General features: G+C 61.2%; 8 protein-coding genes. 6 read left to right on the top strand and 2 right to left on the bottom strand.

The features are described from left to right. Positions 1–631 precede the first annotated feature (631 nt). Positions 632–1,942 carry a malic enzyme-like NAD(P)-binding protein gene (locus tag HMPREF3039_RS00990; protein WP_067573598.1) on the bottom strand — a complete coding sequence of 437 codons (1,311 nt, stop codon included), beginning with the start codon at positions 1,940–1,942 and terminating at the stop codon, positions 632–634. Positions 1,943–2,115: 173 nt separating this feature from the next. On the opposite strand from HMPREF3039_RS00990, the gene HMPREF3039_RS00985 reads away from it, so the two are divergent. Further along, positions 2,116–6,507: a DUF6288 domain-containing protein gene (locus HMPREF3039_RS00985; RefSeq protein ID WP_067573600.1), complete on the top strand. Its 4,392-nt coding sequence runs from the start codon at positions 2,116–2,118 to the stop codon at positions 6,505–6,507. A gap of 319 nt (positions 6,508–6,826) precedes the next feature. Here HMPREF3039_RS00985 and pepT read toward each other — a convergent pair whose 3' ends face one another. Next, the gene (gene pepT / locus HMPREF3039_RS00980) at positions 6,827–8,059 is read right to left on the bottom strand and encodes a peptidase T (RefSeq protein ID WP_067573602.1); all 1,233 of its coding nucleotides are present in this window, start codon (positions 8,057–8,059) and stop codon (positions 6,827–6,829) included. 118 nt (positions 8,060–8,177) lie between these two features. Between pepT and HMPREF3039_RS00975 the strand changes: the two genes are divergently transcribed. From HMPREF3039_RS00975 to HMPREF3039_RS00955, 5 genes are all read left to right on the top strand, one after another. Next, positions 8,178–10,925 carry a tetratricopeptide repeat protein gene (locus tag HMPREF3039_RS00975; protein ID WP_082770131.1) on the top strand — a complete coding sequence of 916 codons (2,748 nt, stop codon included), beginning with the start codon at positions 8,178–8,180 and terminating at the stop codon, positions 10,923–10,925. A gap of 27 nt (positions 10,926–10,952) precedes the next feature. Continuing rightward, on the top strand, positions 10,953–11,786 hold the full coding sequence (locus tag HMPREF3039_RS00970; RefSeq protein ID WP_067573606.1) for an NAD(P)-dependent oxidoreductase: 834 nt from the start codon (positions 10,953–10,955) through the stop codon (positions 11,784–11,786). A 14-nt stretch (positions 11,787–11,800) separates the two neighbouring features. Continuing rightward, positions 11,801–13,387 (top strand): hypothetical protein, encoded by a 1,587-nt coding sequence (locus tag HMPREF3039_RS00965; protein ID WP_067573608.1) that lies wholly within the window; start codon positions 11,801–11,803, stop codon positions 13,385–13,387. Between the two features lie 203 nt (positions 13,388–13,590). Next, a complete protein-coding gene (locus tag HMPREF3039_RS00960) occupies positions 13,591–15,078 on the top strand; it encodes a carbohydrate porin (RefSeq protein ID WP_067573610.1) in 1,488 nt (495 codons plus the stop codon). A gap of 87 nt (positions 15,079–15,165) precedes the next feature. Further along, complete coding sequence (locus HMPREF3039_RS00955; RefSeq protein WP_231863811.1) at positions 15,166–16,386, top strand: hydrogenase small subunit; 1,221 nt, start codon at positions 15,166–15,168, stop codon at positions 16,384–16,386. The last annotated feature ends 13 nt before the right edge of the window (positions 16,387–16,399 follow it).

The raw sequence follows: 16,399 nt of genomic DNA, 5'->3' as shown, positions 1-16,399 counted from the left end.
CATGAAACCGTGATTCACCTTTACCCGGCCGAATCCCAGTTCCCCATCTTCCGGCGTTCCCGTGCCGTCAAAGGAAACCCACGCTACGGAACCGTCCAGATAGACTTTCAGGGCCTTCCATCTCCATCCCTCTTCCACCTTCCACGCGGCGTCAGGCACCATATCCAGGCCGTCCCTCGCCGTTTTCAGAATGCACGGGTCCCGGGACAAAAGGCCAGATGCGAGGTAACGGTCACAGGCCTCCCGGGAAGAAGGAAGGTTTTTTCCCACCGGAGCCGGTCCCTCCAGCATCTTTTTCATGGGCAAATGTTCCGCGGGTATCGCTTCCGGGATGACAGGGGCCTCCCCGCATGCCGCCGTCGCACACGCGGCAAGGATCATTCCATGCCGAACAATTCCATAGGGGTTCATCTTGATGCCGCATACATCATGATCAGCTCCCGTTCAAGCTTTTTAAAAGTCCGGCCTCCTGCGCACACCTCAAAAATTTTTCCCTTCCCCTGCCGGACTGGAATGAGGGAATGAAGGAACAGCGAACGGAAACCTGCCCAAAAAACCGGAAGGAACACCTGGTTCCTCCCGGTTGGGGATATGTTTGCCGTCACGAGCCCGCGGGGGCGTCATTCCGGCCTTACAGATAACTGCGCACGACGCCGGAGGCGCGTTCCCGAACGGCGGCAATGCGCTTGCTCAATTCCATTCGGTACGCTTCCATGTCGCGGATGGGTGCCTGCGCCACGCCGGAGATCATGGCCGCCTGGGCCACGGCCGGGCATTCCCATTCGATGATGCGGGGATCAATGGGCTTGGGAATGACGTAGTCGATGCCGAAGCTGAGGGGTTCGCCGCCGTACATGTCCACCACTTCGTGGGGAACGGGTTCTTTCGCCAGGTCCGCAAGGGCGCGCGCGGCGGCGATTTTCATCTGCTCGTTGATGACGGAGGCGCGCACGTCCAGCGCGGCGCGGAAAATGAAGGGGAAGCAGGAGACGTTGTTCACCTGGTTGGGCCAGTCGGAACGGCCGGAGCCCATGATGCAGTCCGGCCGCGCCTTTTTGGCGTCCTGGTAGGTGATTTCCGGGTCCGGATTCGCACAGGCGAAGATGATGGGAGAGGGGGCCATCAGCTTTACCATGTCCTGGGTCAGCAGCCCCTTGGTGGAGAGGCCCAGGAAGACGTCCGCCCCGGTCAGGGCTTCTTCCAGCGTGCAGTCTTCCGACTGGGAGAATTGCGCCTTCGTGGCGTGCAGGTCGATGCGGCCCGTATGGATCAGCCCCTTGGAGTCGAACATGTAGATATGCTCGCGGCGCACGCCCAGGGTCATGTAGAATTTGGCGCAGGAAATGCCCGCGGCTCCGGCCCCTACGACGACGACTTTCAGGTCTTCCAGCTTGCGCCCCGTCAATTCCGCGGCGTTGAGCAGGGCCGCGCCGGAGATCACGGCCGTGCCGTGCTGGTCGTCATGGAATACGGGGATGTCCATTTCTTCGCGGAGGCGTTCCTCCACCATGAAGCATTCCGGCGCCTTGATGTCTTCCAGGTTGATCGCGCCGAAGGTGGGCTCCATGGTCTTGATGACTTCGATCAGTTTTTCAGGCTCCTTGATGTTCAGCTCGATATCGAAAACGTCGATATCCGCGAACACTTTGAATAAAAGCCCCTTGCCTTCCATCACCGGCTTGGCGGCGTCCGGGCCTATGTTGCCCAGGCCGAGCACGGCCGTGCCGTTGGTGATCACGCCCACCAGGTTGGAACGGCCGGTGTACAGGGCGCTCTGGGAGGGGTCTTCCTTAATGCGGAGGCAGGGTTCAGCAACGCCCGGGGAATAGGCGAGCGTCAAATCCCGTTGCGAAAAGCAGGGCTTGCAGGGCAGCGTCTCCATTTTTCCGGGACGGGGCTGGGAGTGGTACTGCAAGGCGTCTAGTCTGATATCGGAACTCATGGTCGTAGGGGAACGGAAAATCGAGCCTTGCTTGCACCACATAATCAGCGTGCATTCAAGCAAATAATCTTTTAATCGCGTCACAAGGCCCATGTCCGGACGGCGTTTCTTTTAAATTGAAAGGGACGCGGAAATATGGTAAAGGGTTTACGGAATATCAACCGTCTTCGTTCATGGAAACAACCCCTCCCCTTCCCTCGGGATTCAATATCAACGGCTATCTTATCCAGTCTCTGAAGCAGACGGATCCCCTCTGCCACGTTTATTTTGCGGCGGATCCCAGCCATGTCCAGTACCTGGTCCGGGAGTTCTGCCCGCAGGGCCTGGCCGTGCGCGATCCGGAAAGCGGCAAGCTGCGCTATCCGGAAAGCACCGACATCGAGCAGGAGGTGATTCCGCTCAAAAACGATTTTGAAGCCCAGTTCCGCACCGGCGCCCTGGCGGAGATTCCGGCCCAAGGCACGCTGTATCTGGTTTACGCCATGCCCGGCGTCCATCCGGCGGCCGGGACGGAGGAGCCCCAGGCCCAGCCCGTTTCCCTCCAGCGCGACCAGCGGGCCCTGGCCACGCCTGGTGCGGGAGCACCCATTTCCCCGGCCGCCATTCCCCAGCCGCGCCGGAAGAAGAGCTCCCTGGGAATATGGATTCTGCTTCTGGTTCTGCTGGGGGGAGGCTATGGAGCGTACCATTATTCTACCCACAGCCGCAGTGAGGAAGCCGCTCCTGCCCAGGAACCGGCCAAGCCTCAGGAAAAGAGGAAGGCCCCCAAGCCGGAAGCCGGGAACAAGGACGCACAGCCTGCCCCGGAAATGGCAGCCCCCTTTGAACAGGAAACCGCAGCCGCGGAAGAACAGCCTCCGCAGGAACCATCCCCCGCAGCCGACCAGCCTGCCGAAGACAAGGCGGACGCTCCCGAAACGGCAGGGGACGAGGAAACCGTTTCCGAACCAGCGGCGGAAGAGCCTGAAACCGCTCCTGCAGAAACGGATGATGCCGCCGATGCCAAGGAAGCGGCTCCGGTGGAAAAGGAAAAACCGTCTTCCGCTCCCGCCGGAGCGGCCACTCCTTCCCGCAATGCACCTGCCGCCGCAACCGCCTCCGCAGGCAGGCCCCGCGCAACGGCGCACCGGCAAACCACCAACATGGGAGACGTCAACGCGTACATCAAGAAGTACGCCAAGGCGCTTCCCCTGAACCAGTGGAAGAAGCAGTATTCCCAGCTTTATACAAGCTGGTTCGGCAACAAGGAAGAGATAGCCGAAGGCTGGATCACCACCTTCGGCCCCCTCGGGTTTCGCGCCCGCGGGCTGGACACGTCCTGGCCCAATCCCAATTTCAGGGGCATGTTCCCCAAGTCCCTGCTGGACCCCAACGGCGACCCCGTGGCGAACGTGTACGTGGTCACCCAGGTGATCGAAGGCTCCCCCGCTGAAAAATATGTGAACAAGGGGGATGTGATCCTCGGCATCGACGGCCATCCCTTCAAGACTTCCCTGAGCCTGGATGTTCCGTACGGGCCCTACCAGTTCCAGGATTCCCGCGGCCTGGACATGCATGCGGGCCTGCTGGTGGACAAGGCGGAAGGCGCCGGAAAGATCACCCTGAACCTGATTCCGGCGGAGAACGTGGAAAAAATCCAGGGCCTCCAGCCCCTCTGGAAAGAAGTGTTCAGGGAGGAAAAGGCGAAGAAGCCCGTCAATCTTTCCATCTCCGTCCAGGGCGGCCAGCAGATCCGGCTGCACGTTGACGACGGCGGCAACGGCATCGGCAGCGACGGTTTCGAATGGTCGGACCTGAGGCTGGAAGGGGCCGGAGGCCCCATTCCGTTGACAAAGCTCAGGCCCTTGCAGTACAGCGTGGGCTACGGCGCCGCCAAGTACGACCCCGAACGCAAGGTCTGGCTGGCGCACGCCGTCTCCTCCATCGTTTTCGACATCCCCAAAGGCAACTGGAAGCTGAAAGGGACCGGCACCCCCGGAGGGGCCGCAAGCGTAGGGGTCACCGTGTACACGGGAGGGGCCTCCACCCTGCCGGACGCCGTCAAGAAGTACGTGAAGAACGTCACGTTCAAGATTCCCCAGCTGGGGTCCTATGCGCCCGGATTCCCGAAAAATTGCGCCAAGAGCAAGGCCGTGGTCCACATGATGAGCGAATGGCTCGCCGCCCAGCAGCGCGAGGACGGCTCCTGGGAACGCCCCGGCGGCTACTGCGGCAACCATTACGATACCGCCTGGGCCGGACTGGCCCTGATGGCTACCGGCAATCCCAAGTATGATCCGGTCATCAAGAAGGCCGCTTATTACATCGCTTTTTCCGGCTCCCAGTGCTGGTGGGCGGTTCCCCAGGCTTCTGCGGGCATCTTCCTGTGCGAGTACTGGCTGCGCTACCGGGACAATTCGGTGCTGCCCGCCATCCGCAACGGCGTGCAGCGCATGAAGAACGAAGTGCTTTACGGGGACTTCGTCACCGGGCACGGCATCCATCCCGGCTATGCGGGCACGGGGGTCAGCATCGGCGGCTCCCACATGTGCCTGTTCCTGGCGCTGGCCAGCAAGACCCCGGCGCGGGTGGAAGACGGCGTGCTGGACAAGATGATGGACCGCGCCCAGGAACTCTGCCCCACGGGCATGGGGCCCTACGGACGCATGACGGAATCCTTTTCCTTTGAACCCAACCGCAATTGCGGCGGCACTTATTCGGGCCGCCACGGTCCCTATTTCATCGCCTCCCTCATCTGCGGAGGGCCGGAATTGTACACCAAAAACAGCCGCATCATGTACAGTGAAGGCCCCATCGGCGGCTGCGACCAGGGCCACTCCTCCGAAACGCTCTCCATCATGTGGGCCCTCCCCTCCTACTGGCGCGTCAATCCGGAAGTTTATTACAAGAACATGGAGGCTTTCCGCTGGAAGCTCACCCTGCTGCGCCCGTTTGACGGAGGCATGATGCAGAATCCCAACAGGCTGGAGCTGATGACGGCGGACCCCGTGATAGGCACTTACATCCGCACCGGCGTGTGGATCACGGCGCTGTGCGCGGAACGGCAGAACCTGGCCATCACCGGGAAGCCCGAGTTCCAGGCCAAGACCTTCCGCAAGGTTCCCCCCATCAATGATACGGAATCCCGCTTCCTGAATACCTACATCCGCAACTGGAGCATGGTCAGCGCGGCGCTGGGTTCCAAGGCCCCCACCTCCCTCAAGTCCGCCATCCGGGACATGAAGAAGATCCCCGTGGAACAGGGCTGCCGCTTCAAGCTCATGGACCTGGTCAATTCACGGGCCCTTCCCATTTCCAAGGCCATCATGGCCCTTCCCGGCGTGGACCAGCTCACCAAGGCCACCTGTGCGGAAATGCTCCTGGGCATGGACGTGCGCATTTTCTTTGAACCCAAGCGCAAGGACGACAAGCTCCAGCCCGGAGAATATTCCCTGAACCTGGACATCCAGCAGCCTCTGGGGGGCCGTGCCCTGGGCCTGCAACGCAACAAGGAACTGGAGAGCAAGGCTAACGAAGCCTACAAGTACGACTTTGCCGGCACCGTGCAGTTCAGCGACACCACCACCTTTTCCCCGATGGAAACCGTCTCCTGGACGCCCAGCACCAAATTCGGCGGCCAATGGAACGTTTACAATTACAACAAGGACCTCAGCGGCCCCACCCAGCCGGGCGTGCCCAAAATGACGGCCAAGATCAAATGGCGCGTGAACGATCTGGACGTGGAGTACGACCGCCCCATCGCCGTCGGCGGCTTTGAAGTGGGCAGCGGCGAAAAGGCGCGCCCCGTCACCAACTGCAACCATCTGTGGGTGCCGGGCATCCTGATCCGGGACCACGGGAACTGGGGCTGTTCCTTCCACCTGCCGGACGGCACCTATATTTCCGCGGCCTCGCAGGGCAACCAGATCGAGGTGTACGACGAAACGGACAAGAAGAATAAGAAGACGTGGGTTTCCCCGAACGATTCCTGCCTGACCCAGGGTTCCCGCTGCCTGTTCCGCGTTTCCACGGACTGGCACGGCCTGGAATGCCGCGTGCGCGAACTCAAGCTGCTGAGCAACGGCTCCGAGGAAGTCGCGGATTACAAGCTGAAGGCTTCCTCCGGCGGCAGCGTGGACACGGCCAAACTTCTGGACCGCGACGTCACCACCGTGGAAAAACTGGATATGCCGAACGGGGAAGACAATCCCCTGGTGCTGGAACTCACCCTGAAGTCGCCCGCCTCCCTGCGGGCGGTGGACCTCAAGCTGGACAAGGGGAATTCCCGCATCGTCATTGAAGCCTACAAGAGCGGCAAATGGATTCCCGTCCACTGGGGTTCCGTAGGTCCGGCCACCGCCGGAGTAAGCGACGCCCAGAAGGCGATGTACGCCGACGAGCCGGAAGTCCTGCGCATGCTCCAGGCCCCCGGCAACGGCTTCATCAAGTGCATGAGGACGTTCGACCCGGTCACCACGAACAGGCTGCGCGTCAAATTTTCACAGAAGGGCGGCAAGGTCCGCCTGGCGGAATTGCACGTGTACAAGGAGAACGCTCCCAAAACGGCAGTAGCGGCGGCCAAATAGAGGCTTTCCGTTACGGACCGTCCATTTCCGGGGCCGGCTCGCCATGAGTCCGGCCCCTCTTTTTTCAAGGACCGGAAGAAAGAAGAGGGCGCCCGGCATCCCACTGTCATGAACAACAGGGGGAATGCCCCGGTTTTCCGGGGATTCACAGTCCCGGAACCGGGAGAAAGAGGACTGCCGCCCTCCCCGGTTAAAAAGTTTCCGGAGCCACGCGGAAGGCTCCTTCCCCGCCCGTGAAAGAATACCGCACGGGAAGGAACGCCTCTGCGGCATTCCCGGCGAAAACAGCTCCGGGCCGTCTTTGTCCATCAGCGGACGCTCATTCCCCGCGGGCGTATCCGGAAACGATTTCCTGAAGGATGGCGGAGATTTTCTCCATGGACTGCACGGGGACATACTCGTATCTTCCATGGAAGTTGTGGCCGCCCGCGCACAGATTGGGACAGGGCAGCCCCATGAAGGAAAGGCGCGCGCCGTCCGTGCCGCCGCGCACGGGGACGATTTCCGGCCGCACGCCCACCGCTTCCATGGCCCGGCGGGCATGGTCCACCAGATGCATGTGCGGTAGGATTTTTTCCCGCATGTTGTAGTAGGAATCCTGGATTTCCACCACGACGGAGCCCTCCCCGTATTTCCGGTTCAGCAGGGCGGCGCAGTCGTGCATGAATTCCTTTTTGCGCTCGAATTCCGCGGAGCCGTGGTCCCGGATCAGGTATTCCGCCGCGGCCTGTTCCACATCCCCGCGGAACGAGTCCAGATGGTAAAATCCTTCGTAGCCTTCCGTACACGCCGGATTCTGGAACGCGGGCAGCATGGCCTGGAATTCCATGAGCAGGAGGGAGGCGTTCACCATCCTGCCCTTGGCGCTTCCGGGATGAATGCTTTTGCCGTGCGCCGTCACCACGGCGGAAGCGGCGTTGAAGTTTTCATACTCGATTTCTCCCAGCCGCCCTCCGTCCACCGTGTAGGCAAAGTCCGCGCCGAAGCGCGCCACGTCGAAGTTATCCGCGCCGCGCCCTATTTCCTCATCCGGGGTGAAAGCGATCCTGATGTCTCCGTGGGGGCGTTCCGGATGCAGCAGGAAGGAGGCGGCCATGTCCATGATTTCCGCAATGCCCGCCTTGTCGTCCGCGCCAAGCAGGGTTTTCCCGTCCGTCACCACCAGGTCTTGGCCGGCATATTCCTTCAATTCCGGAAAGACGGACGGGGAAAGCACGACGCCCCGCTCCCCGTCCAGCACAATGTCACCCCCGTCATAGGAATGCACGACGGAAGGGTTTACGCCGCTGCCCGGCACGCCGGGAGCCGTGTCCACATGCGCCACCCAGCCGATGGCGGGAACCTTTTTCCGGATGTTGGAAGGGATGGAGGCGTACACGATGCCGGAAGCTTCATCAAGCTCCGCCTGCGCCCCCATTTCCCGCAGTTCTGCGGCCAGCATCCGGGCCAGTACGGTCTGGCCGGGGGTGGACGGCACGGTTCCGGAGTCCGGGGACGATTGCGTACCCACGCCCGCATACCTCAAAAAACGGTCTAAAACAGATATATTCATCAGGAAAATCAAGGATTGCCGCAAAGTCTAGCACTCCGTATTCCGAACACAAGCACAAGGACACGGTTTATCCTTGCAGTTTAGTCCGGGTTGAAGTATGTAAACAGAGCTTCTCCCCATGATGACTCCTCTCCCCCTTGGCGTTACCCTTGCTATGGCCCTTTCCTGCGGCGCCCTGCCGCTCATGGCCGAGGGTATCTATGTGCCGCCCCCCATGCCCCCAGCCTCCGGAACGTGGCAGGATCCCTCGGACATGTACGTGGAGGCGCTCAGCCTGGTCAACAAGTCCGCCGGACTGGCGGAGAAGCGGGATTACGTGGGAGCCATCCGCCTCACCCAGCAGGCGGAGGAACAACTGGCGCGCCTGGTCAAGGCCTATCCGCAATGGAGGCCCAACCTGCTCGCACAGCGCCGCCAGATCAACAGGGAAAACCTGGACCAATGGCAAAAACTGGCGCAGCAGCAGGCGGCAGCGCGCCCGGCAGGGCCCGCTCTGGCCGTGGAACAGCCGGCCGCCGTCCCTTCCGCAAACCGTCCCAGACCCAAACCCAACATTGCCCTGCCACCCGGGTACAAGGGCGTGGAATTCCCGGCAACGCCAGGGGAACCTCTCATCAATCCTGTTCCGGGGCTGTCCGTGTCTCCCGGCGCCCCTCCGGCAATCGTGGAAAGCAGCTATGACCGCATCCGCAACGCCCTGGACAAGTCCAGAATGGAAAACAAGGCCCTGATTGATGCTCTCAAGCGCACCCGCAGGCAATTGGAAAAAGCGCTGTCAGACTTGGCCGTGTCCGCCACGGGAGAGTCCGTTTATCGCGACGAGCTGATCAAGGTCAGGAAACAGATGGAAGACGAAAGGGCTGAGAATAACAAGCTTCTCCAGACCCTGATTCCGCGCGTGCGGGAACTGGAACAGACCGTCGCCACGCTGACGAAGGAAAGAGATCAGCATCTGGAACTGATAGCTTCCCTCCAGCAGCAGGTTCAGGATTATGAAGATGCCCTGAAGAAGATGACGGACGACAGAGACGCTCTGAAGAATGAACGCGACCAGCTGGCGGCTCTGGTGGCACTGAACAATCCGGACAAGACCAGGAACCTGCTGGACCGCAACATGACCCTGACGGCCCAGCTCAAGGATGCGCAGGACAGGATCGCCGCGCTGGAAACGGCCAATTCCGATTCCGAGGAGCAGCGTAAGGCCAACCTGAAGGCTCTGGAAGAAGCCCGTACAGAGTCCGCCGGGCTCAAGCAGAAGCTGATCGCCCTCCGCGACGAGAATATCGGCTACCGCAAGCGCATCACGGAGATGATGACCAAGCTGATCAATGCGGATGTGGAACTTTCCAAATTGTCCGAGCATCCGGAAAAAAGCCCCCTGCTTATGGAAGAAGTTACGCTGATGCGCTCCATCATCGCCAAGCAGAACCGCATTCTCTCCATCCAGGACCAGAGCCGCACCCTGCTCATCAACACTTACATGAGGGAGTTCCAGCAAAACCCGGCGACAAAGGACATTGCGGCCCTGCTGAATAACACGGACATCATCAAGCTGACGCCCGCCGAACAGCAGATCGTCAACGCCCTTGAGGGGGACAGCAAGTTAAAACTTTTCCTGACTGACCGGCAGAGGGAAGAAATGGACAAGCTGGCCAGGGACCTTTCCGCGGAACGGGAAAAGGCCGCCCAGCTTTCCAAGGAGCTGGAACTGGCGCGCAGCAAAATGAAGAATGACGCGTCCAAGAACAGCAAGGCGAACAAGGCCCAGGCGCAAGCCCTGGCAAAAGCCAGGGACGCGGTGGAACAGAAAAACCGCCAGGTGGAGGAACTCAACCGGAAACTGGAGGATTTGACGCGCCAGTTCAATGAGCAGGCGAAACTGGCCGCTCTTTCAGCTTCCTCCGCCGTTCCGGACCAGGCAGACCGAGGCATAAAAACCGCCGTGCGCGAACAACTCAAGGTAGAGGCCCTGGGCCAGGGAGCCGCGGAAGCCTTTGCCCAAAAGCGCTACGTGGCGGCCGAACAGCTCTACCGCACCCTTCTGGATTTGCAGCCCAACCACGTCCCCGCCCTGGTGAACCTGGGAACCATTCTGCTCCAGCGCAACAAGGCGGAGAAGGCTATAGAATATCTTAAGAAGGCCACCGACCTGGATGCCCGCTCCTCCCCCGCATGGTTCATGATGGGGGTGGCGCAGTACCGCGCCGGGCTCGACCAGCAGGCTCTGGCTTCCCTGACGGAGACCGTCAGGCTGGACCCCGCCAACGCCCCGGCCATGCTTTACCTGGGCAATCTGGAAACCAGCGCCGGGAATTACGAGAAGGCGGTGGGCCATTTTGAAAACGCGCTGAAGATCCTTCCTGAATCCTCCGAAGCCCACTTCAACCTGGCATGGACCTATTCCCGGCTGGGCCGTACCGCGCAGGCCCGCAAGAGCTATGACGCCGCCATCCGCTGCGGAGGATTGCCGGATTCCGACCTGGAATTGGCCATCACCGGCACCAGCACGCTGCCGCGCCGCAAGCAGGCGGAGAAGGAAGCCGCACCGGCTCCGGACGTTCCCGACACCCACATGGCCGTTGCGGTAAGCGACCCGAAAGCCATTCCGCACGAAGCCGGGGAAGTTCCCGCCAGCATTGCGGAAGATCCGAACGCCCAGGAACGCCCCGCTCCGGCATCCCGGCACATCGCCGTGAGCCTCCGTACGGAACCGGAATCCGCTTCCCTGGCGTCCCAGGTGAAGGAGGCAGGCCCCGTGCCTACTGCCGCCGGCCAGCAGGCGGAGGCCGCGCCCGCCAAGGCACAGGCACAGGCGGAAGCCACGGAAAAACCGCGCAGAAGAAGCCGTTTCCGCATCGGTTCCTGATCCCTCTTTTCATTCCCGAATCCCGTTATGCATCAAGTTTCCATCCTCGGCCTGGGGATCATCGGCTCGCGCATTGCCCGCCACATGATCTCCCTGGGAGACGACGTGACCGTCTGGAACCGCACGCCCCGTGAAGGTTACCCCCGCGCGGCCGCAAGCCCGGCGGACGCCGTCCGCGCCTCCCGAATCATCCAGATTTACCTCAAGGACAGGGACGCCTGCCTGGAGGTGTTTGAACAGATGAGGGGAGCCCTCACCCCGGAACATGTGATCCTGAACCATTCCACGATCGACCTGGCCACGGTGGACAAGCTTTCCCTGATGTGCTCCGGGATCGGCTGCACGTATGTGGACTGCCCGTTTACCGGTTCCCGCATGCCCGCGGAAAAGGGAGAACTGGTTTATTACGCGGGAACGGATTCCTCCACGCTGGACCGCATGCGCCCCGTTCTGGAACACAGCTCGAAGGATATTCTCCATGCGGGCGGCGTGGGCGCCGGCACCGTCGTGAAGCTGGTCACCAACATGATTTCCGCCACGATGGTCCAGAGCCTCAGCGAAGCCCTGGCCATCACCCAGGCCTACGGCATTTCCCCGCAACTGCTGGGGCAGGCCATTTCCCGGAACGTCATCGCCTCCCCGCTGGCGGCGTTCAAGCTTCCCCTGATGGCGGAGCGCGATTTTTCCACCCACTTTTCCCTGGACAATATGAGGAAAGACAGCGTTTACGCCCAGGAACTGGCGGCGGAAAAGGGCATCCAGCCTCCCGCGGCGGCGCTCGTCTCCTCCATCATGGACCGCCTGTGCCGCGAAGGTCATGCGGAAGAGGATTTCGGCTGCCTGGCGGAACAATTCGATTAACCCGATCCCGACCGATGATTCCCGGAGGAACATGCACCAGCTTTCTTCTGCCCCTCCTGCTCCTTGTTCCCTGCGTTTGCGGACAGGAGGCGGAACGGGAAGAAAGCGCGCCGCCTGCCGCCGCGCATGAAGAAACAGTCCCCCTGCCCGTTCCGAACACGGACCATCTGGACGATTCCTCCGACCGCCCCGTTCTGCAGGGCCGGTCCAACGTTGCGCCCGTTGCCGAACCCGTTCCCGCTCCTGCGGCTCCGTCCGGAGAAATGGCAACCCCGCCCGCGGCGGCTCCCGCCACGGAAGCCCCGGTACAGCGACAGCCCTTCACCAGCATTTCCTCTTCCAAGCAGTTCCACGTGATTGGTCAGGACGCCCTGCTGGCCGGCGCCATCGCCTCCCGCGCGGATTCCATGCGTACGGCGCTGCTGAAAATCCTCAAGCAGCCGAACGAGTGGAAGAACCGGATCATCATCCGCCTGCTGGGGGAACCGGGCACCCCGGTTCCGCCCAATCCCATCCGCATGCAGACCACTATCCTGGGGGACGCCATCACGTACAATATTTACATCCACCTGGGCCGCGGCATCAACCAGGACAGGCTCCGGAACGCGGTCATTTCCACCCTGCTTTATGAAATGATGCTGCGGAACATCGATCCGGAGGGCCTGCCGGAACAGGTCAGCCTTCCTGCCTGGCTCATTACCGGGCTGGAACAGGCCGTTCTGTGGCAGACCAATGAAGCGGACCGCGCGCTGTATTCCACCCTGTTCCAGCAGGACGGCATCATGAGCCCGGACGATATTCTGAAAAGCCGGGAGCCAGAGAAGGAGCTGGACGCCACCTCCTACGCCGCCTACCAGACTTCCTGCGGTGCCCTGATGCTCTGCCTGCTGAACCAGAAAAACGGCCCGGAAGGGATGAAACAACTGCTGGACCAGGCGATTCTGGGGGGGGACGATCCCAAAAACCTCATCAAGCGCCATTTTCCCCAGCTCAATCTGACGCCCTCCTCCCTGCACAAATGGTGGACGCTCCAGCTTTCCCGCATGGCTACCCCACCCGTGACGGAAACCCTCACGATCATGGAGACGGAGAGGCATTTGCAGGAAGCCCTCACCCTGGTCAAGTACGATCCGGACACGCGGACCACCTCCACTTTTCCCGTGGACAATCTGGAGGAGGCCGCCTCCCTGACCGACCTGAAGAGGCAGCTTTCCAACATATCCGGCAACCTGTTCAACCTCAGCAGGCGCTCGTTCCCTTCCTACCGTCCCGTCATCGTGGAATACGCCAAGCTCGTCGCCCTGATGCAGACGGACAGGCTGGACCGCAGGAAAGCCGCTCCGAAAATCAGCCAGCTCCGGGAAATACGGGAACTTTCCATGAAAACGGCCCGGCGCGTACGGGATTATATGGACTGGTATGAAATCAACACCCGGACCGGTTCCGGAAAGACGTTTGATTCCTACGCGGCAACCATGAAGCTGATCCGGGAGCAGGAGGCTCCGGCCAACACGCCCATCGCCAGGTACCTGGACGATATTGAAAAATTGTACACGCTTCCGGCAAAGGCTCCCGTTCCCCCCCTGTACGGGAACGACTGACCCCGGAATTACGGGATTTCCGCACGGACAGCCCGGTCCGGCAGTCCCGGCGGAACGCCGCAGAAGAAACCGCTCCGGGATTCACCGGCTTTTACGGGAGGCGCCCGGCCCTCCGCCCCTTTTTGCGAGGGTCTGCCGGGTATTCGTGTCAGCATGCTATCCGCGTTATGACAATTCCGGGTACGGCCTTGTCTGACTGTCATATGAAACATGTATTGCTTCCTCCTTTTTTTGCCGTCGCCGCCCTTGTTTCCTGTGATCCCGTGCTGGCCCAGCAGGTTCTCCAGCCCCAGCCGTCCCCGGAAGGCGTTTACCTGAATACGGAACGCGGCCTGCGCGTCAGGCCGCTGGAAGGCAGGGAAATAAGCCCCAGCTTGATCAAGGGGCTGAAGCCGGAGGAACAGATCACCAAGCGCACGCCTGGCGTGCCCACCAAGCCGAGCATTCTTCTCCAGCACCTTTCCCGCCCGTCCAAGCCCGGCATTGAGTTTTTTGCGCCCAAGCCCCTCAAGATGATGCCGTATCTGGACAGTTCCTACGTTTTCGGCAATACCTGCGTGGAACCGAACGCCTGGATCCGCGAGGACATGATTTCCACAGGAGCGCAAAAAATTAAAACAGCCCTGTCCAGATACGGCATCACCTATTCCGCCCAGTACGGTTTCAATTACACGGGCCTGACGGGCGGCGGCCTGAACGGCAGAAAGGATTTCGCCTCCCACAACGGTTCCCTGCTGACCAACATCACCCTGTTCCGCAACAATTCCACGGGCAGCGGCATGTACCTGGCTTCCGAGTTCGACTTCGGCAACGGTTTTCATTTCAATGAGGGGAATGCGGGCCCCCAGACCACGCTGGGCTCCCTCCAGAATCCCACCAGTTCCTTCCAGGGGCCGGATCCGCACCTGAGCAACCTGAGCCTGGCCTGGGTGGGCGCGGGCGGCAAGCTCCTGCTGATGGCGGGACAATTGGACACCACCAATTACATGGACCACAACGCATACGCCAATTCCCACAACAATAACCTGACCAACAGCGTTTTCGGCAACAATCCCATGCTTCCGCTCACGGATAATTCCCTGGGTTTCCATTTTGCCTGGCAGCCCACCACCTCCTTTTACGTGATGGGCGCCACCGCCGCCAACAACATGACAGCCAACCACAATCCGTTCAAGAATATGAACTCGGACAACTGGACCAACGTGCTTGAGTTCGGCTACGTGGCGGAGGATTTCTGCGGATGGGGGCCGGGCGTGTACCGCCTCCAGCCCTTTTTCACCACCAGCGACAGCGAAAACGGGGGCGGCGTGGGCGTCAACTTCCAGCAGCAGCTCGGCCGCCACAGCCATCTGGGCTGGTTTTTCCGGGGCGGCTGGGCCAGTGACGACGCGGCCACGCTGACCGGCGTACGCTGCGCGGCCACCACGGGGCTGGTGCTTCTTTCCCCCTTTTACGGGAAGGGCGCGTCCAATGACGGCTACCTGGGCCTGGGCTTCCTCTGGCAGCAGGGGGCCAGGAAGAACGGACCGTACGTGAATAAGAATGAATACGGCATTGAACTGACCTACGTGATGCAGGTAACGCCCACCATGACGCTTCAGCCCGACATTCAGCTCGTGAAGAATCCCGTCAACGGCCGCCGGGGCCAGACCGCCGTGGTTTTCCAGATCCAGAACGTGTGGTCCTGGTAAGGGGACGCACCGGAAATATTGGAAAATATTGATCGCATTTCCCGGAAATCGTGTCTAAATGGAAACATATTTACCCGGACCACGCACATGAAGCGCACTGAGCTATCTTCCCTGAAGGAGGCGGAACAGGCCTCCCTGAACCATGAGATTCTAACCACCTGGCGACCCGGGGAAACCTTGGGGGAACACATGGAGCGGCGCGGCGTCAGCCGCCGGGAATTCAATAAATGGTGCTTGAAAATGATCGCCCTGATGGGCGTGGCCTCCGTGAGCGGCGGCGTTTCCAACGCCCAGGAAATCGCGGACAAGATGGCGAATCTCAAACGTCCCGTGGTTATCTGGCTCCAGCTTCAGGAATGCACCGGGTGCCTGGAAAGCACCATCCGCAGCTATAATGAGGAGATCGGGGACATGGTGCTTTCCGCCGTGTCCATGCCGTATGTGGAATTGCTCATGGCCCCCTCCGGGGAGGCGGCCAACCAGGCGCTGGAAGAGGCGATCAAGGAACCCCACATCCTGGTCATCAACGGGTCCGTTCCGGTCAACGACGGCGGCATTTACTGCACCGTGGCCGGGGAAACGGTGGAACACCTGCTGCGCCGCTGCGCGGAGAACGCCTCCTATATCCTGGCCGTGGGCTCCTGCGCCTACTTCGGCTCCATCCAGGCAGCACGCCCCAATCCCACGGGGGCCGTGGGCGTGCGGGACATCCTGACGGACCGCACGGTCATCAACGTGCCAGGCTGCCCCCCCATCGGGGACGTGATCACGGCCGTGATCATGTACATTCTCACTTTTGACCGCGCACCGGAGTGCGACCTGGAAACGCGCCCCCTGATGGCGTACGGCACGCGCATCCACAACAATTGCCCGCGCCGCGCCCATTTTGACGCCGGCCAGTTCGTGAACGTGTTTGACGACGAGAACGCGCGCGAATGTTTCTGCCTGTACAAGGTGGGCTGCAAGGGGCCGGATACTTTCTCTCCCTGCCCCATCGTCAAGTGGAACGGCGGGGTCAGCTTCCCCATCCAGTCCGGGCACCCGTGCATCGGCTGCACGGAGCTGTATTTCTTCGACCGCATGACTCCCTTCTACAAGACGCTGCCCAACGTGAACGGTTTCGGCGTGGAGGCCTCCGCCAACGTGATCGGCGCCGTGGGCGTAGCCGCCGCGGGCACGGCCATCGCCGCCCATGCGGTGGGGTCCGCCATTCACTACAGGCGGCAGCACATGAAGGAGGAGGCGAACGTCTCCCTGCCCGCCTTCGGGGACGCGCCCGGCTCCCCCGACAAGGAAACTGAAGAATAAGAAGCCTTTTACA

It is taken from the genome of Akkermansia sp. KLE1798 (genome assembly GCF_001580195.1).
Classification (GTDB): Bacteria; Verrucomicrobiota; Verrucomicrobiia; order Verrucomicrobiales; family Akkermansiaceae; genus Akkermansia; species Akkermansia biwaensis.
The sequence above is the reverse complement of the archived record's forward strand: the minus strand, read 5'-3'. Positions and strand labels throughout refer to the sequence as shown.

Bases quoted from the DNA above. Each gene is read 5' to 3' on its own strand.
- HMPREF3039_RS00990 (WP_067573598.1), bottom strand. From the start codon at position 1,942: ATGAGTTCCGATATCAGACTAGACGCCTTGCAGTACCACTCCCAGCCC.
- HMPREF3039_RS00985 (WP_067573600.1), top strand. From the start codon at position 2,116: ATGGAAACAACCCCTCCCCTTCCCTCGGGATTCAATATCAACGGCTAT.
- pepT (WP_067573602.1), bottom strand. From the start codon at position 8,059: ATGAATATATCTGTTTTAGACCGTTTTTTGAGGTATGCGGGCGTGGGT.
- HMPREF3039_RS00975 (WP_082770131.1), top strand. From the start codon at position 8,178: ATGATGACTCCTCTCCCCCTTGGCGTTACCCTTGCTATGGCCCTTTCC.
- HMPREF3039_RS00970 (WP_067573606.1), top strand. From the start codon at position 10,953: ATGCATCAAGTTTCCATCCTCGGCCTGGGGATCATCGGCTCGCGCATT.
- HMPREF3039_RS00965 (WP_067573608.1), top strand. From the start codon at position 11,801: ATGATTCCCGGAGGAACATGCACCAGCTTTCTTCTGCCCCTCCTGCTC.
- HMPREF3039_RS00960 (WP_067573610.1), top strand. From the start codon at position 13,591: ATGAAACATGTATTGCTTCCTCCTTTTTTTGCCGTCGCCGCCCTTGTT.
- HMPREF3039_RS00955 (WP_231863811.1), top strand. From the start codon at position 15,166: ATGAAGCGCACTGAGCTATCTTCCCTGAAGGAGGCGGAACAGGCCTCC.